This is a genomic window from Shinella sp. G-2, from assembly GCF_050172695.1.
In the GTDB taxonomy this organism is placed as follows: Bacteria; Pseudomonadota; Alphaproteobacteria; order Rhizobiales; family Rhizobiaceae; genus Shinella.
The window spans coordinates 134,189-156,035 of record NZ_JBBEYH010000002.1 but is presented as its reverse complement, the minus strand read 5'-3'; the positions used below and the strand labels follow the sequence as shown (position 1 = coordinate 156,035).

Sequence of the window (21,847 nt, the reverse complement as noted above, 5' to 3'; positions counted from 1 at the left end):
GGCCTGCGCCGCGCCTCCCGTTTTTCACCGGTCCCCGGTCGCTTTCACTGGTTGTCCAGCTGCGCCCGCACCAGTTCGAGCCCCCGCTGCGTGATGCGATAGGGCCTGCCGCCGGAGGAGGCGATGCACCGCCGGCGCTTCAGCTTGCGGAAGAGGTCGATGTCGAGGCCGCTTGCCCGCCAGCCGTCCCGCGTGACGCAGGCGACCGTCGTGATCTTGCGGTTGTCGTCTTTTTCGATGTCGATCCTGCCGCCCTGGGCGAGCAGGTGAAGAATGCGCTGTTCGGCGCGCGAAATGTCCATTGTCTTGAGAATCCGTCCGGCGTTCGGATGAACGCGAAAAAACGTTCCGCCACCCGAGGGGTGGCAGGGCTCGGCGTTTTTTCAGACCCTGCGCGCAGTATTGGCGGGCAGGGTCTTCAGCAGGACTCAGACGAGTTGAACATCAAAACTCCAATACGGATGCCCCGGAATAACCGCGGCATCCGCAAAGGTCAATGCGCGGGCCAGATCAGCGAATGGTGCAGGAAGACGCCGGTCTTCACGCCATTGGCCGAGGCGAGCGCGATATTGGCCGCGCCCAGCGCGATGTCACCGGCCGCATAGAGGCCGGGCAGGGAGGTCTGCCCGCTGTCGTCGGTGTGAAGGATCCGGCCGATGGGCGTCTCCTTGGTCTTCAGGCCGCGGTCGGCCGGAATAGCGCTGCGCACCTTCGCTTCCGGCATGACGAAGAGCGCCTTGACCAGCGTCGGAATGCCGGGGCCGGTCTCGACGGCGAGCATGCCGCCCGGCCCGTCCGAGATGGCGGTGACGCGGCCCGGCCGCAGCTTCACGTCGCGGGCGGCAAGGACGGCAAGCGCCTCGTCGTCGGGCTCCGGCACCGCATTGGTAAAGAGCGTGACATGGCCCCAGTCGGCGACGACGGCGGCAAAGCGCGCGGCCTCCGCCGTGCGGGCGAGGACGCCGACCGACCCGCCGCCCACCTCGTAGCCATGGCAATAGGGGCAATGCAGCACCGTCTTACCCCAGCGCTCCGCAAGGCCGGGAATGGCGGGAAGCTGGTCCTCGAAGCCGGTGGCGAGCAGCACGCGCCGCCCCGCGATCCGCCCGCCGTCGCCCGTGACGACGGTGAAGGCGTCCCGTTCGCCGTCCAGCCGTTCGGCGGGCGCATCGCGGAAGGTGACGGTCTCGTAGGCGGCAAGCTGGCGGCGGGCATCGGCGAGGATGTCGCGCCCCGGCCGGCCGTCCTGCGCGAGGAAGCCGTGCGCATGGGCGGCGAAGCGGTTGCGTGGTTCGCCGGTGTCGATAACGGTGACGCGGCGGCGGGCGCGGGCAAGCTGCAGGGCGGCGGAAAGGCCGGCAAAGCCCCCGCCGACGATGATGGCATCTTCGGTCATGGTTCATCCTTTCTGTGGAGCGAGCGGCATCGTGCGGTCGGCCGGAGCCGTCCGTTCGGTGCGGGGTATCGGGTGTCGGTGCGGCCTGGAGTTTGTCAGGGAAAAGTGGGAACCGGTTTTCCCGAAAAGACAAACGAAAACAAAAAAATTAGAGCATGTCTGGTTCAATCTGAACCTGACATGCTCTAGCCGCTATCGGTGCCGGTGGTGGCTTGGCAGTGCCTGGCCGCCGCGCGGAAATCGGCCGCAAGGTCCGCGAGTGTAGTGCCGGAAAAGCGCGCCATCAGGATCGCTTCGGCGTCCTTCAGGGCGTCGCCGATCACCCGGTTGACGGATTGTTCGACCACGCAACCCGGCATTTCCGTCGCCGGGCCGATCTGGAAGACGATCGGCTCGCCGAGGGCGTTGTAGATGTCGAGCAGCGAGATCTCGGCAAGGGGCCGGGCAAAATGCCAGCCGCCGCCATGGCCGCGGCCGGATTGCACGATGCCGGCCTCGCGCAGCCCCGCCATGGTGCGTCGCACGACGACGGCATTGGTGTCGAGGCAGAGCGCGAGATCGTCCGAGGTCATCGGTTCCTCGCGTTCGGCCATATGCATGAGCGCGTGAAGCACGGCGGAAAGGCGGCTGTTTCTTTTCATGTAACAATAATAGTTACGAATTGGGGCCGCTGTCAACCCGCGCGGCGGGAAGGGCCGTCGGGAAGAGGGCGATCAACCTGTGTGCAGCATCCGCAGAAGGTCCGGGCCGAAGGTCAGCGCAACCGGGACCAGCAGCGCATGCAGGACGAGGATCGCCATCAGTTGCGTGCGGAACGGTTCCTTGCGCGTCTTGTGGCGCAGCAGGCGTTGCGCGGCGAAGGCGCCGAGGCTTCCGCCGAGAAAGGCGAACTGGAGCAGCCGCGCTTCGGAGACGCGCCAGTGGCCGTCGCGCGCGGCCTCCTTGTCCCACCAGTAGAGGCAGAACGTCACGACGTTGAAGATGAGGAAAATGATGAAAAGCGTCGTTGCGGTGTCCATGGCGCGCTTTTACCCGATCAACCTTGCCGGCCGCCTAACGGCGGCGATCCGTGCCCGCTGAAAACCTTGCGCCGCCTGCCCATATGTTCTACCGAGACAGCACCGAAGACACCACAACAAGAGCCTACAATGACCCTCGTCGACGTCCGCACCCCCGATCCGAAACGCTTGATCCCCGGCGCCACCGGCGATTGGGAAGTCATCATCGGCATGGAGGTGCACGCGCAGGTCCTGTCCAATTCCAAGCTCTTCTCCGGCGCCTCGACGGAATTCGGCAAGGCGCCGAACGCCAATGTCTCGCTGGTCGATGCCGCCATGCCGGGCATGCTGCCGGTCATCAATGTCGAATGCGTCAGGCAGGCGGTGCGCACGGGCCTCGGCCTGAAGGCGCAGATCAACCATCGCTCGATCTTCGACCGCAAGAACTACTTCTATCCGGACCTGCCGCAGGGCTACCAGATCTCGCAGTTCAAGGACCCGATCGTCGGCGAGGGCAAGATCACCATCTCGCTCGGTCCGGACCGCCAGGGCAACTTCGAGGATATCGAGATCGGCATCGAGCGCCTGCACCTCGAGCAGGACGCCGGCAAGTCGATGCACGACCAGCATCCGACCATGTCCTATGTCGACCTCAACCGGTCGGGCGTCGCGCTGATGGAGATCGTCTCCAAGCCGGACATGCGCTCGTCGGACGAGGCCAAGGCCTATATGACGAAGCTGCGCTCCATCGTGCGTTATCTCGGCACCTGCGACGGCAACATGGACGAGGGCTCCATGCGCGCCGACGTCAACGTCTCCGTGCGCCGCCCGGGCGAGGCCTTCGGCACGCGCTGCGAGATCAAGAACGTCAACTCCATCCGCTTCATCGGCCAGGCGATCGAATACGAAGCCCGCCGCCAGATCGGCATTCTGGAGGATGGCGGCAGCATCGACCAGGAAACCCGTCTCTTCGATCCCGGCAAGGGCGAGACGCGCTCCATGCGCTCCAAGGAAGACGCGCACGACTACCGCTATTTCCCCGACCCGGACCTGCTGCCGCTGGAATTCGACAACGAATTCGTCGGCGCGCTGCTCGCCGACCTGCCGGAACTGCCCGACGACAAGAAGATCCGCTTCGTCAAGGATCTCGGTCTGTCGGTCTACGATGCCTCGGTGCTCGTTTCGGAAAAGGCGATCGCCGACTATTACGAGGCCGTGGCCGCCGGCCGCGACGGCAAGATCGCCGCGAACTGGGTCATCAACGACCTGCTCGGCGCCTTGAACAAGGACGGCAAAGTCATTGAAGAGACTCCGGTTTCGCCCGCCCAGCTCGGCGGCGTCATCGATCTCATCAAGGATGGCACCATCTCCGGCAAGATCGCCAAGGATCTCTTCGAGATCGTCTGGAACGAGGGCGGCAACCCGGCCGAGATCGTCGAGGCGCGCGGCATGAAGCAGGTGACGGACACCGGCGCCATCGAGAAGGCCGTCGACGAGATCATCGCCGCCAACCCCGACCAGGTGGCCAAGGTCCTGGCCAAGCCGACGCTTGCCGGCTGGTTCGTCGGCCAGGTCATGAAGGCGACGGGCGGCAAGGCCAACCCGCAGGCCGTCCAGGCGCTGGTCAAGGCCAAGCTCGGCATCGAGGAGTAAGCCGGTGTTCTTCGTCCGCACGGCTTCGGAGCGCGATCTGGCCAAGGTCAGCGCGCTGCTGGCCGAGACGTGGCACGCGACCTATGACGCGCTCTACGGCGCGGACAAGGTCAGCGAAATCACCGCGCGCTGGCATTCCCTGCCGGCGCTGAAGGCCCGGCTGGAGCGCAAGGACAGCGAGTTCGTCGTCGCCGACAACGGCCGCGACCTTGCCGGCATGGGCTATGTCGCCATGGCGAAGGACCGCCCGAAGGCCGCCTTCCTGCACCAGCTCTACGTGCTGCCGCGCTTCCAGCGGCAGGGCATCGGCCGCGGCATGTTCGCCGAGCTCGAAACCTGCTTCCCGGATGCCAGGACGATGCTGCTGGAGGTCGACCCGCGCAACGCGGCGGCGGTCGCCTTCTATGCCGCGCACGGCTTTGCCAAGGTGGGCGAGGCGCAGCATTCGGCCGATAACGTCTCCGGCGTGCCGCTGGATGTCTACGAGAAGCCGCTCGGCGGCTGAGCCCCGCGAAAAGCCGTGGGCGAAGGCGTGGGAATCGCTGGACATTCCGGCGTCTTAGCGCCATAAGCGGAAGAAATGTCACCCGCCACGCGCGGTCAAACCATCAGTCTCGGGCCGCGCTTCCGGCACGGCCCTGCCAAGGACGCCAGCCCATGAACCTTCTCAAGCAGATTTTCACCTGGTGGAACGGTCAGACGATCGGCACCCGTTTCCATACCTGGCGCTTCGGCACCCGGGTCGGCCAGGATGAGCTCGGCAACGTCTACTATCAGGGCGGCAAGGATTCCGAAGGCCGCACCCGTCGCTGGGTGATCTACAACGGTTATGCCGAAGCCTCCGCCATCCCGCCGGGCTGGCACGGCTGGATGCATCACCGCACGGACGTTTCCCCGGCGGACGAGGACTACAAGGCGCGCGAATGGCAGCAGCCGCACCGGCCGAACCCGACCGGCACGGCCCAGGCCTACCGCCCGCCGGGCTCGCTTGCCGCCACCGGCGAGCGTCCGCGCGTGACGGGCGACTACGACGCCTGGACCCCGGGCAACTGATACCGATTTGGCCACATTTCGCCGGTAGCTGGATGCCACCGGCGAATGCCGGAACGGATCAGGAGACGGCTTTCATGACATCAGGGTTTTCACGGGCAAACGCCGCACGGCGCTTCGTTTCGGCTGCTTTCGCAGCGGCCGTCGCAGGCCTTGTCCTGGCGCCTGTGGGCGCTGAGGCCGCGCGCATCGAAAACCCCGTCGCCACCTTCTCCGGCATCGACAAGATCACCGGCCGCATCACCAATTTCGATGTCTATATCGGCGAGACCGTGCAGTTCGGCGCGCTTCAGGTGACGCCCAAGGTCTGCTACAGCCGCGACGACACCGAGGCGCAGAAGGTGACCTCCTTCGTCGAGGTCGACGAAATCACGCTCGACCGCAAGATTCGCCGCATCTTCACCGGCTGGATGTTCGCCGACAGCCCCGGCCTCAACGCCGTGGAGCACCCCGTCTATGACGTGTGGCTGACCGAGTGCAAGGCGAAGTCGGACGTGCCGCCGCCGGAAGATTCCGAAGCGAAGGCGCAGTAAAAAACGGGCGCCTTAGGCGGAAGACCCGGTGTAAAAAATGGGCGCCTCAGGCGCCCGTTGATTTTCGGCTGAAGAGACCCTTGAGGAAGCGTCCGGCGCCCGCGAACAGCAGCGCGATCAGGAAGCCGCCTTTCTTGAGAAAGGCGAGGGCGATGGCGATGAGGCCCGCCTTTGCGGCGACCTTGGCGCCCGCGCCCGCCGCGATGATGCCGGCCATGCCATAGGCGGCGAGCTTGTCGCCCTGCTGATAGTCGTCATAGGACTTGCCCTTGTCGAACTGGACGATCCCGATGACGTCGGGAATCGAGGCCTTGATCTCTTCGAGCTGCGGCAGGCTGGCGATGAAATTGTACTGCATGACGCCTTCCCGGCCGAGCACGCGCACCGAATAGTTCAGCGTATGCGCCCCCTGCGCGTCGCTGAAGATCAGGTCGCGGGCCCAGTGCAGGGCATGCGCGGACTGATCGTAGCGGGGCGCGGACGCCCAGCCGACCAGCGTGACGCGCGGAAAACCCTGCTTCTCGCGCTCGACATTGTTCTCGGCGACGGCCTGCTTCAAGGTTTTCAGCAATTCGTCATAGTCGGTGCCGGCCGCATCGACATCGGAGACATAGCCGTCGGCATTGTATTCGACGACCGATCCCCAGCTGTCGCCGTCGAGCGGCGTGTATTTCACCGGGAAGATCATGCCGAGCGTGCCCTCGCCGGATCCGGCCGGATTGCCCCACATGTCGACGAGAACGGTCCTGGTGTCCTCGGGGTCGAGATAATAGAAATTGCCGGGAACGTTCAGGGTCGCATTGGCGCCGGGAAGCGGGATCGCGCCCTGCTTGAAATCCAGCTTCTCCAGATGGCGCTTGGCTTCGTCCGTGAAGTTACGGGCGGGAAACATGCTCTGGTAGGGCTCGGCAAGCGCGCTTCCTGTCAGCGCGAGGACAAAAAGCGCGGCGGCGGCGGTGGTGCGTTTCAAATCCGTATCCCCATAGTCCGGCAAGACTATAGGAAGGACACGCAAAAGCAATCCTGGGATGCGTTCGGGAAACGCTAGAACTGCAGATTGGGCGAGGCCAGCGCGTTGGCCAGCATGTCCTCGTAGTCGATCTTGGGTACGTCGATGGCGCCGAAGGTCTTGAGGTGCTCGGTGGTGAACTGCGTGTCGAGCAGGCGAAAGCCGTTCGTCTTCAGGCGTTCCACCAGATGCACGAGGCAGATCTTCGAGGCGTCGGTGCGCCGCGAGAACATGCTTTCGCCGAAGAAGGCCGCGCCGAGCGAGACGCCGTAGAGGCCGCCGACAAGCTGGCCGTCCGCCCAGGCCTCGACGGAATGGGCATGGCCCATGCGGTGCAGGGTGCTGTAGAGCGACTTGATCTTGGCGTTGATCCAGGTCGACGGCCGGTCCGGCGCGGCCTCGGCGCAGGCGGCGACCACGGCGTCGAAGGCGGTATCGAAACGGATGTCGAAGGGCTTCTGGCGGATCGTCTTGGCGAGGCTGCGCGAGACGTGGAAGGCGTCGAGCGGGAGGACGCCCCGGATATCGGGCTCGACCCAGAACAGCTCCGGGTCATCGGCCGAATCGGCCATCGGAAAAAGCCCGATGGAATAGGCGCGCAGCAAGAGTTCCGGGGTGATTTCCGGGTGCCGGCTGCGCCGCCCTGCCATCGAACCGACGCCCCCTCAGGCGTCGGTCTTGTTGGCCAGATAATTCTCCAGCCAATGGATGTCGTAGTCGCCGTTGGCGATGTCCTGGTTGCCGATGAGGTCCTGGAACAGCGGCAGCGTCGTCTTGATGCCGTCGATGACGAACTCGTCGAGAACGCGGCGCAGGCGCATCATGCATTCGACGCGGGTGCGGCCGTGCACGATGAGCTTGCCGATCAGGCTGTCGTAGTAGGGCGGGATCTTGTAGCCCTGATAGGCGCCCGAATCGACGCGGACGCCAAGGCCGCCCGGCGCATGGAAATGCGTGATCGTGCCCGGGGAGGGAACGAAGGTGCGCGGATCCTCGGCGTTGATGCGGCACTCGATGGCATGGCCGGAGAAGACGATGTCTTCCTGGCGGACCGACAGGCCGGCGCCGGAGGCGACGCGGATCTGTTCGTGCACGAGGTCGATGCCGGTGATGGCTTCGGTGATCGGATGCTCCACCTGAAGGCGCGTGTTCATTTCGATGAAATAGAACTCGCCGTTCTCGTAGAGGAATTCGATCGTGCCGGCGCCGCGGTATTTCAGCTTCTTCATGGCGTCGGCGCAGACCTGGCCGATCTTCATGCGCTGTTCGACATTGAGGGCCGGGGAGTTGGCTTCTTCCCAGACCTTCTGGTGGCGGCGCTGCAGCGAGCAGTCGCGTTCACCCAGATGCACCGCATTGCCCATGCCGTCGCCGACGACCTGGATTTCGATATGGCGCGGCTTGCCGAGGTACTTTTCCATGTAGACGGCGTCGTTGCCGAAGGCGGCGAGCGCCTCGGAACGGGCCGTCGCGACGGCTTCCTCGAGATCGGCCTCGGTCTTGGCGACCTTCATGCCGCGGCCGCCGCCGCCGGCGGTGGCCTTGATGAGCACGGGGAAGCCGATCTGGCGCGCGATTTCCAGCGCGTTCTCCGGCTTCACTTCACCGTCGGAGCCCGGAACGACCGGGATGCCGAGATCCTGCGCCGTCTGCTTGGCGGTGATCTTGTCGCCCATGATGCGGATATGTTCCGCCGTCGGGCCGATGAAGGTGATGCCGTGCGCGTCGAGGATTTCCGCGAACTTGGCGTTTTCCGACAGGAAGCCGTAGCCCGGATGCACGGCGTCGGCGCCGGTGATCTCGCAGGCTGCGACGATCTGGTGGATGTTCAGGTAGCTTTCGCGCGACGGCGGCGGGCCGATGCACACGCTCTCGTCGGCGAGGCGCACATGCATGGCGTCGGCGTCCGCCGTCGAATGCACGGCGACCGTGGCGATGCCGAGCTCCTTGCACGCCCGGAGGACGCGAAGGGCGATTTCGCCGCGGTTGGCAATGAGGACTTTGGAGATCATGGGACCCGCCTTATTCGATGACGATCAGCGGTTCGCCATATTCGACCGGGCTTGCATCCGAGACGAGGATTTCCGTCACCTTGCCCGAGCGCGGGGCGGGGATCTGGTTCATCGTCTTCATGGCTTCGATGATGAGGATGGTCTGGCCTTCCTTGACCGTCGCGCCGACCTCGATGAAGGCGCGCGCGCCGGGGGCGGGCGACAGATACGCCGTGCCGACCATCGGGGCGGTGACGGCGTTCTTGTTGTTGCGTGCGTCGGCGACGGGCGCGGCGCCCGCGGTGGCGGCGACGGCCGGGGCGGCGAAGGCCTGGACCGGGGCGGCGATGGGCGCCTGGACATATTGCGGCGTGCCGGCGCGCGAGACGCGGATGCGCAGGTCGTCCTGCTCCACTTCGATCTCGGTCAGGTCCGTCTCGTTGAGGATGTTGGCGAGATCGCGGATCAGAGCCTGATCGATGCCGTGTTTCTTGTCAGCCATGGAAGTGAGCCTCTGGTTCTTTTCTTATGTCGTGATGGACGAGAGCGCATGGAGCGCAAGGACATAGCTATGCGCGCCAAAGCCGCAGATGACGCCCTTTACGGCGGGCGCGATCATCGACTTGTGGCGGAATTCCTCGCGGGCATGCACGTTGGAAAGGTGCAGTTCGACCACCGGGATCTTCACGGCGCGGATGGCGTCGTGCAGCGCGATCGAAGTGTGGGTATAGGCACCGGCGTTGATGGCGATGCCGGCAGCGGTGTCGCCGGCCTCATGGATCCAGTCGACCAGGTCGCCTTCGTGGTTGGATTGGCGGAAATCGACGGCAAAACCCAGCTTCTCGCCTTCGGCTTTGCACAGCGCTTCGATATCGGCGAGCGTCTGGCCGCCATAGATACCGGGCTCGCGTTTGCCGAGTGCGTTCAGGTTGGGGCCGTTGAGCACGAAAAGGGTTGAAGCCATTCGCAATTCCGCATGCTGGATAGAGGACTACCTATAGACCGGCGGTTTCCGCAGGGAAAGCCCCAAGGACATGGGGTTTTCCGGTCGAAAGGGTCGTGTCCACAAGCCAAAGGCTCAACACGGCCAGCATGGCGAGAAGATGGCGCTTACGAGCAGCTTGCCTTGCCGCAGGCGCGCACATTGGCGATTTTCTCGCGAAGCTCGTCCACGCCCACCGCGCCATAGACCATGTCCTGGCCGAGCACGTAGGACGGCGTGCCGGTGATGCCGAGGTCGTTGGCCAGCGAATAGGCCTGGCGCACGGCGTCGTCATGCGGCTTTTCTTCCATGGCCTTGCGGATGTCGGCCTCGGCGACGCCCATGCTGGCGGCAAGCGCCACGGCGCTCTCGTCCGTCGCGCGGCCTTCGCCGCCGAGCAGCGCCCGGTGGAACTCACCGTATTTTTCCGGCGCGAGATCGCGGAAGGCGGCGCTCACCTTGTGGGCGGCGAGCGAATCGGGGCCGAGGATCGGCAGTTCCTTGAGGACGAAGCGGACGTTCTTGTCCTCCTTCAGGATCGCATCCATGTCGGAGAGGGCGCGCTTGCAGTAGCCGCAATTGTAATCGAAGAACTCGACGATGGTGACGTCGCCCTTCGGATTGCCGAGCGCGATATCGTAGGGCGAGGAGAAGATCGCCTTCTCGTTGTCGGTGATGGCGGACTGGGCCTTGGCCTGCTGCTGGGCTTCCTGCTTCTTTTGCAGGGCCTCCTGCACGTCGAGAAGGATTTCCGGGTTCTCGATGAGGTATTCCTTGATGAACTCCCCCATCTCCTTCTTCTGCGCATCGTCGAGGGCAAGGGCGGGAAGGGGCGCTGCGACCGCGATGGTGAGAGCGACGGTGGCCGCGAGCTTCGTCTTGAATGTCATGTCTGTCCTGTCCTCGTCCGTGATGCGCTGCTGAAGTGCCATCGCCAGCGCCCGCGCGTCAATGCGCCGTTGAGCGCTTTCAACGACCTTATGGTCGCTCGCGTGCAAACGATAGGGCAAAAGCGGCGGATTTTCGGCCCTCGCGGGATTGTGAATGCCGGCGTTCTGCGGCAGGAAGACGGCACGTCTGAAACCGGAAGGCCTCCCATGAAACTCTCCCGCCGCGGCGCCGTCGAACCCTTTCATGCCATGGATGTGCTCGCCGAAGCGACGAAGCGCCGGGCCGCCGGCCGGCCGGTGATTTCCATGGCCGTCGGCCAGCCCGTGCACCCCGCGCCGGAGGCCGCCCGCGCCGCCGCCCGCCGGGCGCTGGAGATCGGCCGCATCGGCTATACGGACGCGCTCGGCCTTCCTTCGCTCCGCCAGGCGATTTCCGATTTCTACCGCACCCGGCATGGCGTCTCGATCGATCCCGGCCGCATCGCCATCACCACCGGCTCCTCCGCTGGCTTCAACCTCGCCTTTCTCGCCCTGTTCGATGCCGGCGACCGCGTCGCCATCGCGCGCCCCGGCTATCCGGCCTATCGCAACATCCTCGCCGCCCTCGGCATCGAGACGGTGGAAATCGAGGTGAACGCGGAAAACGGCTTCACGCTGACGCCCGAGGCGCTGGCGGCGGCGGCCGCCGCCCATGGCCGCATCGACGGCGTGCTGCTCGCCAGCCCCGCCAATCCGACCGGCACCGTGACGGGCCGGGCCAATCTCGCGGCGCTGTCGGCCTATTGCCGCGACAATGCCATCGCCTTCATCTCGGACGAGATCTATCACGGCCTGACCTTTGTCGGCGAAGAGGCGACGGCGCTGGAATTCGGCGAAGAGGCCGTCATCATCAACTCCTTCTCGAAATATTATTGCATGACCGGCTGGCGCATCGGCTGGATGGTGCTGCCGGAGGCGCTGGTGCGCCCGGTCGAGCGCATCGCCCAGAGCCTCTACATCTCCGCGCCGGAACTCTCGCAGATCGCCGCCGAGGCGGCGCTCGGCGCGGAGGCGGAACTGAACGTCTATCGCGATGCCTACCGCGCCAACCGCGATTTCCTCGTCCGGCGCCTGCCGGAACTCGGCCTGCCCATCGCCTCGCCGATGGACGGCGCCTTCTACGCCTATGTCGATGTCAGCCAGGTCACCAATGACAGCATGGCCTTTGCACGCCGCATGCTGGCCGAGACCGACGTGGCGGCGACGCCCGGCATCGACTTCGACCCGAAGGACGGCCACCACACCATGCGCTTTTCCTATGCCGGCTCCTTCGAGGAGATGAGCGAGGCGGTGGACCGCCTCGCGGCCTGGCTCGCCTGAGGAAAAGGGATTCCGTTTCAGGCCCTTGCGGGCGGAAACGGAATCGATGTTTCAGGCGCTTGAATCACTTTCTCGGACCCGGCTCAGACCCGGTTGATCGACACGCCCCCATCGACCAGCATGGCCGTGCCGGTGGTGAAGCTGGCGGCGTCCGAGCAGAGGAAGAGCGCGGCTTCGGCGATTTCCTCCGGCGCGGCGATGCGCTTGAAGGCATTCAGGCCGGCGACGAACTGCAGCGCCTCGGGCGTGTTGGCGACGTGCCGTCCCATCGGCGTATCCGTCGCGCCGGGCAGCAGCGCATTCACGCGAATGCCCTTCGGACCGTATTCCGAGGCCAGCACCTGCACGAGGCCGACAAGCCCGGATTTCGAGGCCGCATAGGCGGCGAGCCCGGGAAAGCCGGCGGTATAGCCGACGAAGGTCGAGGTGAAGACGAGGCTGCCGCCGCCGCGCGCCTCCAGCGCCGGAAGCTGGTATTTGGCGGCAAGGAAGCCGCTCGTCAGATTGATGCCCAGCACCGCCTGCCATTCGGCGGCCGAAAGTTCCGGCAGCGGGCCGACCGGCCCCGTCGTGCCGGCATTGTTGAAGGCGACGTCGAGGCCGCCGAACCGCGTCTGCGCGGTCTCGACCAGCGCCCGGTGATGGGCTTCGTCGCTGACGTCGCCGGCAATCGCGATGGCCGCGCCACCCTCCTGCCGGATCTCCTGCGCGACGGCTTCGAGCCGTTCGGCCCCGCGCGCCGAAAGCACGAGTTTTGCGCCCTGACAGGCGAAGAGCAGCGCGGCGGCGCGGCCGATGCCGGAGCTTGCGCCGGTGATGATGGCAACCTTGTCGGTGAGGCGGGTCATGGGATTTTCTCCTTGCGGGTTTCTGACGAGCGGTGTGTCGCAGAAGGGCAAGGGGCCAGCCACCCGATTTAAGCAGAAGCATTTCCAGCCGAAGCGATATCGCTTTGGCGTCAGACAATGCGGCAGGAAGAAAGAGCATTTCCAGCCGAAGCGATATCGCTTCGGCGTTGGACAATGCGCAAGAAAAGAAGAGCAATGCCGGTTCACGGTCATTACCTGGAATAGAAAAAGGCCCGGATCGCTCCGGGCCTTTTCGATTTCAGAAAAGAAGCAACGGCTTAGAAGAAGCCGCGGCGCTGCCACCAGCCGCCCTTCTTGGGCTTGTCCGACTCATCCTCGGGCGCGGCTTCCTTGGCCGTGGAGGACTTCACCACCGGCTCGGACGCGATCTTGGAGATGTCGCGATTGCCGCGCACCGGCTTGGCCGGCTCTTCGAGATCGGCGGAGGCTTCCGCCACATCCGGCTCGGCCGGGGCGGCTTCCTCGGCGGCAGCAACCGGTGCGGGCTGCGCCTCGATCTCGCTGCGGGCGGCTTCGTCGGTCGCGGTTTCCGTGGCGGCCTTGGCGCGGCTGCGGCGGGCACGCTTCGGCTTGGCCGGCGCTTCCTCGGCGAAAGCCTCCTCGGCAACGGCTTCGACGGGAGCTTCCTCGGCGGCGACGGCCACTTCGGTAACCGCAACCTCGACAGCGTCTACGCTTTCGGCGTCGTCGTCATCGCCTTCGGCATCGTCGGCGCCCTCGGCGCCGGCTTCGACCGAGCCGTCCTCGGGACGGTTGCGGCGACCGCCGCGCTTGCCGCGGCGGCGGCGCTTGCGGCGCTGGTCGGCGCTCTCGCCGGCATCCGCCTGCACGCCATCCGCACCCTCTTCGCCATCGCCTTCGGCGTCATCGTCGTCGAGCGCGTCTTCGTCGCCGGCCTGTTCGCCGCCGAAGGACGCCGTGTCAGTGCCGTCACCGTTCTCGCGGCCGCGGCCACGACGGCGGCGGCGACGCTTGCGCTTGTTGCGGCCGTTCTCGTCGGAAGCGGCCTGGGCGCCCTGCGCGGCTGCGGCCGGGCGGGCTGCCTCTTCCTCTTCTTCGTCGATCTCGTCCTCGATCACGATGTCGTCGTCTTCGGGCTCCGGCTCGAAGTGCAGGATCTGCTCGATCTTGACCGGGTTCTCGACGGGCTCGCCACGGTCGATCGCGAAGTGCTGCGCGCCGACATGGGCATCGGCCTCGATGATGATGGCGACGCCGAAGCGGGCCTCATAGTCGATGATCGTGCCGCGCTTGTGGTTGAGCAGGTAGAGCGCGATGTCGGGCGTCGTGCGGACGGTGATGTTGTGCGTGGTGTTCTTGAGGAGATGTTCCTCGATACCGCGCAGGACGTGCAGCGCGACCGACGACTGCGAGCGGATATGGCCCGTGCCGTTGCAGTGCGGGCATGTCTGCATGGTCGATTCGAGAACCGAGGCGCGGATGCGCTGGCGCGACATTTCCAGCAGGCCGAAATGCGAGATGCGGCCGACCTGGATGCGCGCGCGGTCGTTCTTGAGATGGTCCTTCAGACGCTTCTCGACGGACCGGTTGTTGCGCTTCTCCTCCATGTCGATGAAGTCGATGACGACGAGGCCGGCAAGGTCGCGCAGGCGAAGCTGGCGCGCCACTTCCTCGGCGGCTTCCAGGTTCGTCTGGAGCGCGGTCTCCTCGATGGAGTGCTCGCGCGTCGAGCGGCCGGAGTTGACGTCGATGGAGACGAGCGCTTCGGTCTGGTTGATGATGATGTAGCCGCCGGACTTCAGCGTCACCTGCGGCTGCAGCATGCGGTCGAGCTGGGCTTCGATGCCCGAGCGCGAGAAGATCGGATGCACGTCGCGGTAGGGCTGGACGACCTTCGCGTGGCTCGGCATCAGCATCTTCATGAAGGCTTTCGCCTCCTTGTAGCCTTCCTCGCCGGCAACGACGATCTCGCTGATGTCCTTGTTGTAGAGGTCGCGGATCGAGCGCTTGATGAGCGAGCCTTCCTCATAGACGAGGCAGGGCGCGGTCGAGGCGAGCGTCAGCGTGCGGACGTTCTCCCAAAGGCGCATCAGATATTCGAAGTCGCGCTTGACCTCGACGCGGGTGCGGTTGGCGCCGGCGGTGCGCAGGATCACGCCCATGCCCTGCGGAACCTCGAGGTCGCGGGCGATTTCCTTCAGGCGCTTGCGGTCCTGCAGGTTGGTGATCTTGCGGGAAATGCCGCCGCCGCGCGCCGTGTTCGGCATCAGGACGGAGTAGCGGCCGGCGAGCGACAGATAGGTGGTGAGCGCCGCGCCCTTGTTGCCGCGCTCTTCCTTGGCGACCTGCACGAGCAGGATCTGGCGGCGCTTGATGACTTCCTGGATGCGGTACTGCTTGCGCGGCTTGCGCTGCACGCGGTCCGGCACCTCTTCCATGGCGTCTTCGGCGCCGACGGATTCGATGACTTCCTTCTCTTCGCCGTTGTGATCGTCGTCATCGTCGTCGTCATCGCGGCGGCGACGGCCGCGCGAGCGTTCGGCGGGCTCGGAGACTTCGTCCGTGTCGACGGCCATGGCCATCGCGCCGCCGGGCGTTTCGTCGTCGCTGCCTTCGGACGGTGCGGCGGCCTCTTCGGCGGCCGGAGCGTCCTCGGTCTTCGCCTTGGCCTTGCGGGTGCGGCGCGGCTTCTTCGGCTTTTCGGCCGGCGCCTCTTCGGCGGCAAGATCGGCGGAGGCTTCGACGACCTCGGCTTCGGCCACGGTCTCGACCGTGGTCTCCTCGACGGCGACGACTGCGTCAGCTGGGGCGTCGCTCTCGTCGGACGCGCTCGTGCCCGTCTCGATGGGCTCGATATCGTCGTCGCGGCGATGCTCCTCGGCTTCGGCCTTCAGGAGAGCCTGACGGTCGGCGAGGGGAATCTGGTAATAATCCGGGTGGATTTCGGCGAAGGCCAGGAAGCCGTGGCGGTTGCCGCCGTAGTCGACGAAGGCCGCCTGGAGCGACGGTTCGACGCGCGTGACCTTGGCAAGGTAGATATTGCCGCGGATCTGCTTCTTGTATTGGGATTCGAAGTCGAATTCTTCTATGCGGTTCCCGCGTACGACAACAACCCGCGTCTCTTCAGCGTGAGACGCATCGATAAGCATTTTCTCTGCCATGTAGATTGAGCTCCTCGGCGCAGCCGCAATCCTGGCGGCGAGCTTTTCCCTGAAAGGGATGAGCCGGGGGAGGAGAGGGATGCGCCGGATAAGTAAGTTCCCGTCAGGCCCCGGTGAGGGGTGAGCGACCGGAGGGAGGCGGGTACGCGAACGTCCCGGTGCCTGTTACCCTCTGAAAAATGCCGCTGTGACAACATCAACGTCCAACGAGAATGCCAGTGCCATAGACCCGGTAAGGTCCGATGAAAGTGGACCCATAGGGTCCGATGAAATTGCCCTTGGGTAAGGGCGACTGGTGGAAATCCACCTTGACTGTTCCGGCCACCGCCGGTTTACGCGATCTAATCGGCCGGGAAAAAGCGGTGCGACGGCGGATGAAGGCCCGGTTCGGCGCCAAAGGTCCCGTAAGGGGTGGCTGCCTGCTCTAAGCGATTCTATCCCGTCTATTCTTTTTCCCTGATTTTGCTTTTATGGCGGATATGTCACAATGGCAAGGGAAAAGCCAAAAGCGTCATAATCTTGATGGATTTGCCATGATCTTTGCGCGAACCCGCCGGCGGGGCCCCGTGGCAAGCTTTGGTTAACCATATGGGGGCATCTATGGACCTCGTCCAGCGCCGCATCGCGCGGTTTTCACGCGTTTGAACGGACTGCCAGTGGTGATGTTACGCCTCCTGACCAAGACCCTTTCCCGCCTTGCCGCAGGCGCGCTCGCCGCGACCCTCTGCCTTGCCGTCGTGACGCCGGCCGCCGCCGTCTCGGCCTCGGCCGCGCCGCTGCTGGCCTTCGGCGCCCGCATCGCCGGTGACGACGCCCGCACGCGCCTCGTCATCGATTTCGACCGCAAGCCGGAGTTCAAGGTCCATTACGTCGCCAATCCCTACCGTGTGCTCATCGACCTGCCGGAGACCGCTTTCGGCATCAAGGCGGAGGAGCTGGAGGCGCGCGGCATCTTTTCCGACATTCGTTACGGCAGCATGGCCGCCGGCCGCTCGCGCATCGTGCTGACCGCCTCGCGCCCCGTCGGCGTCGTGCTCGCCGAGGTGCAGGAAGAAGAGGGGGCGGCAAGCTATCGCCTCGTCATCGACACCGCCATCGTCACCGACCAGGTCTTCCAGGGGCAGATGGAAAAGCAGAGCTGGCAGGAGGCGAGCGCCCCTGCCGCCGGCGGCGACACGCCCGTCATGCTGCCCGGCAGCCGGGCGGACGGCCCGTTCGTCATCGCCGTCGACGCCGGCCATGGCGGCATCGACAACGGCGCGCGCGGCGGCGTCACCAAGACCGAAGAGAAGAACGTCACGCTCGCCTTCGCCACGGCGCTCGCCGAGGAGCTGAACAAGCTGCCCGACACGCGCGCCATCCTCACCCGCGACAAGGACGAGTTCCTCTCGCTCTCCCAGCGCGTGCAGCTTGCCCGCGGCGAGGGCGCGAACCTCCTGATCTCCATCCATGCCGACACGCTGAAGCAGAAGGACATTCGCGGCGCGACGGTCTACACGATCTCCGACAAGGCCTCCGACAGTCTCGCCGCCAGCCTTGCCGAACGCGAAAACCTCTCCGACCAGATCGCCGGCATCTCCTTCGTCGACGAGCCGGCGGAAGTCGCCGACATCCTGCTCGACCTGACGCGCCGCGAGACGCAGGCTTTTTCCATCAACCTCGCCCAGAGCGTCGTCAGCACCTTCAAGAACGAGGTGCTGCTGATCAACAATCCGCATCGCCATGCCGGCTTCCGCGTGCTGACCGCGCCGGACGTGCCGTCCATCCTGCTCGAACTCGGCTTCATGTCGAACAAGGACGACGAGCAGCTGCTGATCGATCCCGCCTGGCAGAAGAAGGTCGCGGGCCTCGTCGCCAAGGCGGTGGGCGAGTATCGCACGACCGTCGTCGCCAACGGCGGTTAAGCCTGTCTCGCGATGGCGCGGGCGCGCCGCGCGCAAACGTGGTAGTGTCGCCTGTGCCGGAAAAGTGACAGCCGCCGCCATTGTGCGGTGGCGAAGCCGCACGGCATGCAGTAAGCCCTATTTTCCTCACATTCCGATCGCTAGACGGGATCGAGAAAATGGGGACGACTCGTCTTCGACAGGGAAGGCGCAACGGCGGGATTGAGCCGGGGCGGCAGAGGCCGGGCAGCAGGTCTGCCCGATGAATTTTTATAAGCATAAGGCATCGGTAACTGGCTCATGATCAGACTGATTGGATATTTCTTCGGGATTGGCGCCGTTTTCTTCCTCGCCGTGGCGGGGGCGGTCGCGCTCTATCTCGGAAGTGTCACCAAGGATCTTCCCGATTATGAAGTGCTGAACAGCTACGCGCCGCCGGTGACGACGCGCGTGCATGCCGGCGACGGCGCGCTGATGGCCGAATATGCCCGCGAGCGCCGCCTCTACCTGCCGATCCAGGCGATCCCCGACCGCGTGAAGGCCGCGTTCCTCTCGGCGGAAGACAAGAATTTCTACCAGCATCCCGGCGTCGACGTGACGGGCCTCTTCCGCGCCATCGCGGTCAACCTGCAGAACTTCGGTTCCGGCCGCCGCCCGGTCGGCGCGTCCACCATCACGCAGCAGGTCGCCAAGAACTTCCTGCTCTCCTCCGACCAGACCATCGACCGCAAGGTCAAGGAAGCGATCCTGTCCTTCCGCATCGAGCAGGCCTATTCCAAGGACCGCATTCTCGAACTCTATCTCAACGAGATCTTCTTCGGCCTCAATTCCTATGGCATCGCCGGCGCGGCGCTGACCTATTTCGACAAGTCCGTCACGGAACTGACGATCGCCGAGACCGCCTATCTCGCCGCCCTGCCGAAGGGCCCGTCGAACTACCATCCTTTCCGCCGCACGGAAGCCGCGCTCGAGCGCCGCAACTGGGTGATCGACCGCATGGTCGAGAACGGCTACGTCACCCAGAGCGACGGCGCGGAAGCCAAGACCCAGCCGCTCGGCGTGACGCCGCGCCATCGCGGCACCTATCTCTTCGCCTCGGACTATTTCTCCGAGGAGGTCCGCCGCCAGATCATCGAGCGCTACGGCGACAACGCGCTTTACGAGGGCGGCCTTTCGGTGCGCACCTCGCTCGACCCGCGCGTCCAGGTCGCTGCCCGCAAGGCCCTGCAGCACGGTCTCCTGAGCTATGACGAGCGCCGCGGCTTCCACGGCCCGGTCAAGACCATCGAGATCGGCGGCGACTGGGGCGTGGAACTGGCCAAGATCGACGCCTTCTCCGACGTGCCGGAATGGAAGCTCGCCGTCGTGCTCGCCGTCGACGACGGCGGCGCCGATATCGGCCTGCAGCCGAGCAAGGAAGCCTCCGGCAAGGTCGTCGAGGAACGCGTGACCGGCCGCATCGAGGCCAAGGCCATGAGCTGGGCCTATCGCTCGGCCAAGGGCGACCGCAAGACGGCGAAGTCGCCGGCCGGCGTCTTCAATGTCGGCGACGTCGTCTATGTCGAACCGATCGAGGGCGGCACCTATCGCCTGCGCCAGCCGCCGAAGGTGCAGGGCGGCCTCGTCGCCATGGACCCGCATACCGGCCGCGTGCTCGCCATGGTCGGCGGCTTCTCCTACGGCCAGTCGGAATTCAACCGCGCCACCCAGGCGATGCGCCAGCCGGGCTCGTCCTTCAAGCCCTTCGTCTATGCCGCCGCGCTCGACAACGGCTATACGCCGGCCTCCGTCATCATGGACGCGCCGATCGAGATCGTCGCCGGCGGCCAGGTCTGGCGTCCGCAGAACTACGGCGGCGGCGCGGCCGGCCCGTCGACGCTGCGCCTCGGCATCGAGCGCTCGCGCAACCTGATGACCGTTCGCCTCGCCAACGACATGGGCATGAACCTCGTCGCCGAATATGCCGAGCGCTTCGGCATCTACGACAAGATGCTGCCGGTGCTCGCAATGTCGCTCGGCTCGGGCGAAACCACTGTGCTGCGCATGGTCTCGGCCTACGCCGTGCTCGCCAATGGCGGCAAGCAGATCAAGCCCTCGCTGATCGACCGCATTCAGGACCGTTACGGCAAGACGATCTTCCGTCACGAAGAGCGCACCTGCGAGAACTGCAACGCCAACGACTGGGAAAACCAGGAAGAGCCGGAGCTGGTCGACAACCGCGAGCAGGTGCTCGACCCGATGACGGCCTACCAGATCACCTCGATGATGGAAGGCGTCGTCACGCGCGGCACCGCCGCCGGCAAGATCAAGCTGGACCGCCCGACGGCCGGCAAGACCGGCACGACCAACGACGAGAAGGACGCCTGGTTCGTCGGCTATACGCCCGATCTCGTCGCCGGCCTCTATATCGGCTTCGACAATCCCGCGCCGCTCGGCCGCGGCGCGACCGGCGGCTCGCTCTCGGCGCCGATCTTCAACGAGTTCATGCAGGCGGCCCTCGACGGCACGCGCCCGACGAAGTTCCTCGTGCCCGAGGGCATGCAGTTCATCGCCGTCAACCGCAAGACCGGCATGCAGGCCAACGAGGGCGATCCGGATACGATCATGGAAGCCTTCAAGCCCGGCACCGGCCCGGCCGACGTCTTCTCGGTCATCGGCGGCGATGAATTCGCAACGCCGGAAGAGATTCTGAAGAGCTCGCCGCAGGCCAACCAGGCGGTCTCGGGCGGCAGCGGCGGCCTATTCTGATTTGAGGGACATTCCTTCCGGGGGCGGGCGCGGGGCTTTACATCCGCGCCCGCCCTCTCTATTTCACGGCCACCGAAACCTGAAGCATCGAAGAAACGGACATGCGCGCGGAAATCGAGAATATTGTCGACGAAATCAAGCAGGCCATAAGCCTGCTGAGGAGGCATCTTTGACTGGGATCAGGCGGTAAGACGACTGGACTGGTTGAACAACAAGGCAGAGGATCCCAACCTCTGGAACGATGCCCAGGAAGCCCAGAAGCTGATGCGCGAGCGCCAGCAGCTGGATGAAGGCATCAATGGCGTGAAGGTCATCGAGCAGCAGCTCAAGGACAATATCGAACTCATCGAACTGGGTGAGGAAGAAGGCGACGACGCCATCGTCAAGGAAGCCGAGGATGCGCTGAAGGCCGTCCGGGTCGAGGCCGCGCGCAAGCAGGTCGAGGCGATGCTTTCGGGCGAAGCCGACGGCAACGACACCTATCTCGAAGTGCATTCCGGCGCCGGCGGCACGGAAAGCCAGGACTGGGCGAACATGCTCTTGCGCATGTACACCCGCTGGGCCGAGCGCTCGGGCTACAAGGTGGAGCTGCTGGAAGTCCATGACGGCGAAGAGGCCGGCATCAAGTCCGCGACACTGCTCGTCAAGGGCCACAATGCCTATGGCTGGCTGAAGACCGAATCGGGCGTGCACCGCCTGGTCCGCATCTCGCCCTATGACAGCAATGCGCGCCGCCACACCTCGTTCTCCTCGATCTGGGTCTACCCGGTGGTCGATGAATCGATCAACATCGAGGTCAACGAAAGCGACTGCCGCATCGACACCTATCGCTCGTCGGGCGCCGGCGGCCAGCACGTCAACACGACGGACTCGGCCGTGCGCATCACGCATATCCCGACCGGCATCGTGGTGGCCTGCCAGCAGGAACGCTCGCAGCACAAGAACCGCGCCAAGGCGTGGGACATGCTGCGCGCCCGTCTCTACGAGGCCGAGCTGAAGAAGCGCGAGGAAGCCGCCAACGCCGAAGCCGCCTCCAAGACGGATATCGGCTGGGGCCACCAGATCCGCTCCTACGTGCTGCAGCCCTACCAGCTGGTCAAGGACCTGCGCACGGGCGTCGAAAGCACGGCGCCGTCGGACGTGCTCGATGGCGAACTCAACGAGTTCATGGAAGCCGCGCTGGCGCACCGCGTCAATGGCGGGGCGGATGCGGTCGTCGACGACCTCAACTGAGGTTTAAGAGTTTGTCAGGGAAAGTGGGAACCGGTTTTCCCGAAAAGGCAAACGAAAACAAAAGAATTTAGAGCATGTCTGGTTCAATCCGAACCTGACATGCTCTAGAAAACGTGAAATCGGAACGGGCG

The 21,847-nt window shown here is 65.1% G+C and carries 20 protein-coding genes; 8 read left to right on the top strand and 12 right to left on the bottom strand.

Features of this window, described 5'->3' with window-relative positions:
- Positions 1–44: 44 nt before the first annotated feature.
- From V8U06_RS04615 to V8U06_RS04600, 4 genes are all read right to left on the bottom strand, one after another.
- Positions 45–302: a YjhX family toxin gene (locus V8U06_RS04615; RefSeq protein ID WP_226919478.1), complete on the bottom strand. Its 258-nt coding sequence runs from the start codon at positions 300–302 to the stop codon at positions 45–47.
- Positions 303–493: 191 nt separating this feature from the next.
- On the bottom strand, positions 494–1,396 hold the full coding sequence (locus V8U06_RS04610; protein ID WP_427139684.1) for an NAD(P)/FAD-dependent oxidoreductase: 903 nt from the start codon (positions 1,394–1,396) through the stop codon (positions 494–496).
- Between the two features lie 185 nt (positions 1,397–1,581).
- On the bottom strand, positions 1,582–2,037 hold the full coding sequence (locus V8U06_RS04605; protein WP_427139683.1) for an RrF2 family transcriptional regulator: 456 nt from the start codon (positions 2,035–2,037) through the stop codon (positions 1,582–1,584).
- Positions 2,038–2,109: 72 nt separating this feature from the next.
- Positions 2,110–2,415, bottom strand: a complete 306-nt coding sequence (locus V8U06_RS04600) for a DUF1294 domain-containing protein (RefSeq protein WP_427139682.1) — start codon at positions 2,413–2,415, stop codon at positions 2,110–2,112.
- Positions 2,416–2,544: 129 nt separating this feature from the next.
- Here V8U06_RS04600 and gatB point away from each other — a divergent pair, with 129 nt between their 5' ends.
- The 4 genes from gatB (at position 2,545) to V8U06_RS04580 (ending at position 5,630) form a co-directional block, all read left to right on the top strand.
- Positions 2,545–4,047: an Asp-tRNA(Asn)/Glu-tRNA(Gln) amidotransferase subunit GatB gene (gene gatB / locus V8U06_RS04595; RefSeq protein ID WP_427139681.1), complete on the top strand. Its 1,503-nt coding sequence runs from the start codon at positions 2,545–2,547 to the stop codon at positions 4,045–4,047.
- Between the two features lie 4 nt (positions 4,048–4,051).
- Entirely contained in the window at positions 4,052–4,552 is a 501-nt protein-coding gene (locus V8U06_RS04590; RefSeq protein ID WP_427139680.1) for an N-acetyltransferase family protein, read from the top strand.
- Positions 4,553–4,704: 152 nt separating this feature from the next.
- On the top strand, positions 4,705–5,100 hold the full coding sequence (locus tag V8U06_RS04585) for an NADH:ubiquinone oxidoreductase subunit NDUFA12 (protein WP_226919472.1): 396 nt from the start codon (positions 4,705–4,707) through the stop codon (positions 5,098–5,100).
- 74 nt (positions 5,101–5,174) lie between these two features.
- Positions 5,175–5,630, top strand: a complete 456-nt coding sequence (locus V8U06_RS04580) for a DUF2155 domain-containing protein (RefSeq protein ID WP_427139679.1) — start codon at positions 5,175–5,177, stop codon at positions 5,628–5,630.
- 46 nt (positions 5,631–5,676) lie between these two features.
- Here the strand turns inward: V8U06_RS04580 and V8U06_RS04575 are convergent, their stop codons facing one another.
- From V8U06_RS04575 to V8U06_RS04550, 6 genes are all read right to left on the bottom strand, one after another.
- Positions 5,677–6,600 carry a DUF2167 domain-containing protein gene (locus tag V8U06_RS04575; protein ID WP_427139678.1) on the bottom strand — a complete coding sequence of 308 codons (924 nt, stop codon included), beginning with the start codon at positions 6,598–6,600 and terminating at the stop codon, positions 5,677–5,679.
- 74 nt (positions 6,601–6,674) lie between these two features.
- On the bottom strand, positions 6,675–7,289 hold the full coding sequence (aat, locus tag V8U06_RS04570) for a leucyl/phenylalanyl-tRNA--protein transferase (RefSeq protein ID WP_226919469.1): 615 nt from the start codon (positions 7,287–7,289) through the stop codon (positions 6,675–6,677).
- A gap of 15 nt (positions 7,290–7,304) precedes the next feature.
- On the bottom strand, positions 7,305–8,651 hold the full coding sequence (accC, locus tag V8U06_RS04565; protein WP_427139677.1) for an acetyl-CoA carboxylase biotin carboxylase subunit: 1,347 nt from the start codon (positions 8,649–8,651) through the stop codon (positions 7,305–7,307).
- Between the two features lie 10 nt (positions 8,652–8,661).
- Complete coding sequence (accB, locus tag V8U06_RS04560; RefSeq protein WP_226919467.1) at positions 8,662–9,132, bottom strand: acetyl-CoA carboxylase biotin carboxyl carrier protein; 471 nt, start codon at positions 9,130–9,132, stop codon at positions 8,662–8,664.
- A gap of 24 nt (positions 9,133–9,156) precedes the next feature.
- Entirely contained in the window at positions 9,157–9,594 is a 438-nt protein-coding gene (aroQ, locus tag V8U06_RS04555; protein WP_226919466.1) for a type II 3-dehydroquinate dehydratase, read from the bottom strand.
- 146 nt (positions 9,595–9,740) lie between these two features.
- Complete coding sequence (locus V8U06_RS04550) at positions 9,741–10,502, bottom strand: DsbA family protein (protein ID WP_226919465.1); 762 nt, start codon at positions 10,500–10,502, stop codon at positions 9,741–9,743.
- A gap of 207 nt (positions 10,503–10,709) precedes the next feature.
- On the opposite strand from V8U06_RS04550, the gene V8U06_RS04545 reads away from it, so the two are divergent.
- Complete coding sequence (locus V8U06_RS04545) at positions 10,710–11,861, top strand: pyridoxal phosphate-dependent aminotransferase (protein ID WP_427139676.1); 1,152 nt, start codon at positions 10,710–10,712, stop codon at positions 11,859–11,861.
- 83 nt (positions 11,862–11,944) lie between these two features.
- Here V8U06_RS04545 and V8U06_RS04540 read toward each other — a convergent pair whose 3' ends face one another.
- Together V8U06_RS04540 and V8U06_RS04535 are read right to left on the bottom strand one after the other, a co-directional pair.
- Positions 11,945–12,709, bottom strand: coding sequence for an SDR family oxidoreductase (locus V8U06_RS04540; protein WP_427139675.1), 765 nt, complete (start codon positions 12,707–12,709; stop codon positions 11,945–11,947).
- A 278-nt stretch (positions 12,710–12,987) separates the two neighbouring features.
- Entirely contained in the window at positions 12,988–15,852 is a 2,865-nt protein-coding gene (locus tag V8U06_RS04535) for an Rne/Rng family ribonuclease (RefSeq protein WP_427139674.1), read from the bottom strand.
- A gap of 662 nt (positions 15,853–16,514) precedes the next feature.
- On the opposite strand from V8U06_RS04535, the gene V8U06_RS04530 reads away from it, so the two are divergent.
- From V8U06_RS04530 to prfB, 3 genes are all read left to right on the top strand, one after another.
- Complete coding sequence (locus tag V8U06_RS04530) at positions 16,515–17,756, top strand: N-acetylmuramoyl-L-alanine amidase (protein ID WP_226921871.1); 1,242 nt, start codon at positions 16,515–16,517, stop codon at positions 17,754–17,756.
- 279 nt (positions 17,757–18,035) lie between these two features.
- Positions 18,036–20,483, top strand: coding sequence for a penicillin-binding protein 1A (locus V8U06_RS04525; RefSeq protein ID WP_427139673.1), 2,448 nt, complete (start codon positions 18,036–18,038; stop codon positions 20,481–20,483).
- A gap of 101 nt (positions 20,484–20,584) precedes the next feature.
- Positions 20,585–21,716 (top strand): peptide chain release factor 2 gene (gene prfB / locus V8U06_RS04520; RefSeq protein WP_427139672.1). Its coding sequence is split into 2 segments (ribosomal slippage): positions 20,585–20,653 and positions 20,655–21,716, totalling 1,131 coding nucleotides; the frame shifts between segments, so codons are not numbered across the junction.
- Positions 21,717–21,847 lie beyond the last annotated feature (131 nt).

Bases quoted from the DNA above. Each gene is read 5' to 3' on its own strand.
- accC (WP_427139677.1), bottom strand. From the start codon at position 8,651: ATGATCTCCAAAGTCCTCATTGCCAACCGCGGCGAAATCGCCCTTCGC.
- V8U06_RS04605 (WP_427139683.1), bottom strand. From the start codon at position 2,037: ATGAAAAGAAACAGCCGCCTTTCCGCCGTGCTTCACGCGCTCATGCAT.
- V8U06_RS04530 (WP_226921871.1), top strand. From the start codon at position 16,515: ATGTTACGCCTCCTGACCAAGACCCTTTCCCGCCTTGCCGCAGGCGCG.
- accB (WP_226919467.1), bottom strand. From the start codon at position 9,132: ATGGCTGACAAGAAACACGGCATCGATCAGGCTCTGATCCGCGATCTC.
- aat (WP_226919469.1), bottom strand. From the start codon at position 7,289: ATGGCAGGGCGGCGCAGCCGGCACCCGGAAATCACCCCGGAACTCTTG.
- V8U06_RS04535 (WP_427139674.1), bottom strand. From the start codon at position 15,852: ATGGCAGAGAAAATGCTTATCGATGCGTCTCACGCTGAAGAGACGCGG.
- V8U06_RS04600 (WP_427139682.1), bottom strand. From the start codon at position 2,415: ATGGACACCGCAACGACGCTTTTCATCATTTTCCTCATCTTCAACGTC.
- V8U06_RS04550 (WP_226919465.1), bottom strand. From the start codon at position 10,502: ATGACATTCAAGACGAAGCTCGCGGCCACCGTCGCTCTCACCATCGCG.
- gatB (WP_427139681.1), top strand. From the start codon at position 2,545: ATGACCCTCGTCGACGTCCGCACCCCCGATCCGAAACGCTTGATCCCC.
- aroQ (WP_226919466.1), bottom strand. From the start codon at position 9,594: ATGGCTTCAACCCTTTTCGTGCTCAACGGCCCCAACCTGAACGCACTC.
- V8U06_RS04540 (WP_427139675.1), bottom strand. From the start codon at position 12,709: ATGACCCGCCTCACCGACAAGGTTGCCATCATCACCGGCGCAAGCTCC.
- V8U06_RS04525 (WP_427139673.1), top strand. From the start codon at position 18,036: ATGATCAGACTGATTGGATATTTCTTCGGGATTGGCGCCGTTTTCTTC.
- V8U06_RS04580 (WP_427139679.1), top strand. From the start codon at position 5,175: ATGACATCAGGGTTTTCACGGGCAAACGCCGCACGGCGCTTCGTTTCG.
- V8U06_RS04585 (WP_226919472.1), top strand. From the start codon at position 4,705: ATGAACCTTCTCAAGCAGATTTTCACCTGGTGGAACGGTCAGACGATC.
- V8U06_RS04610 (WP_427139684.1), bottom strand. From the start codon at position 1,396: ATGACCGAAGATGCCATCATCGTCGGCGGGGGCTTTGCCGGCCTTTCC.
- V8U06_RS04545 (WP_427139676.1), top strand. From the start codon at position 10,710: ATGAAACTCTCCCGCCGCGGCGCCGTCGAACCCTTTCATGCCATGGAT.
- V8U06_RS04615 (WP_226919478.1), bottom strand. From the start codon at position 302: ATGGACATTTCGCGCGCCGAACAGCGCATTCTTCACCTGCTCGCCCAG.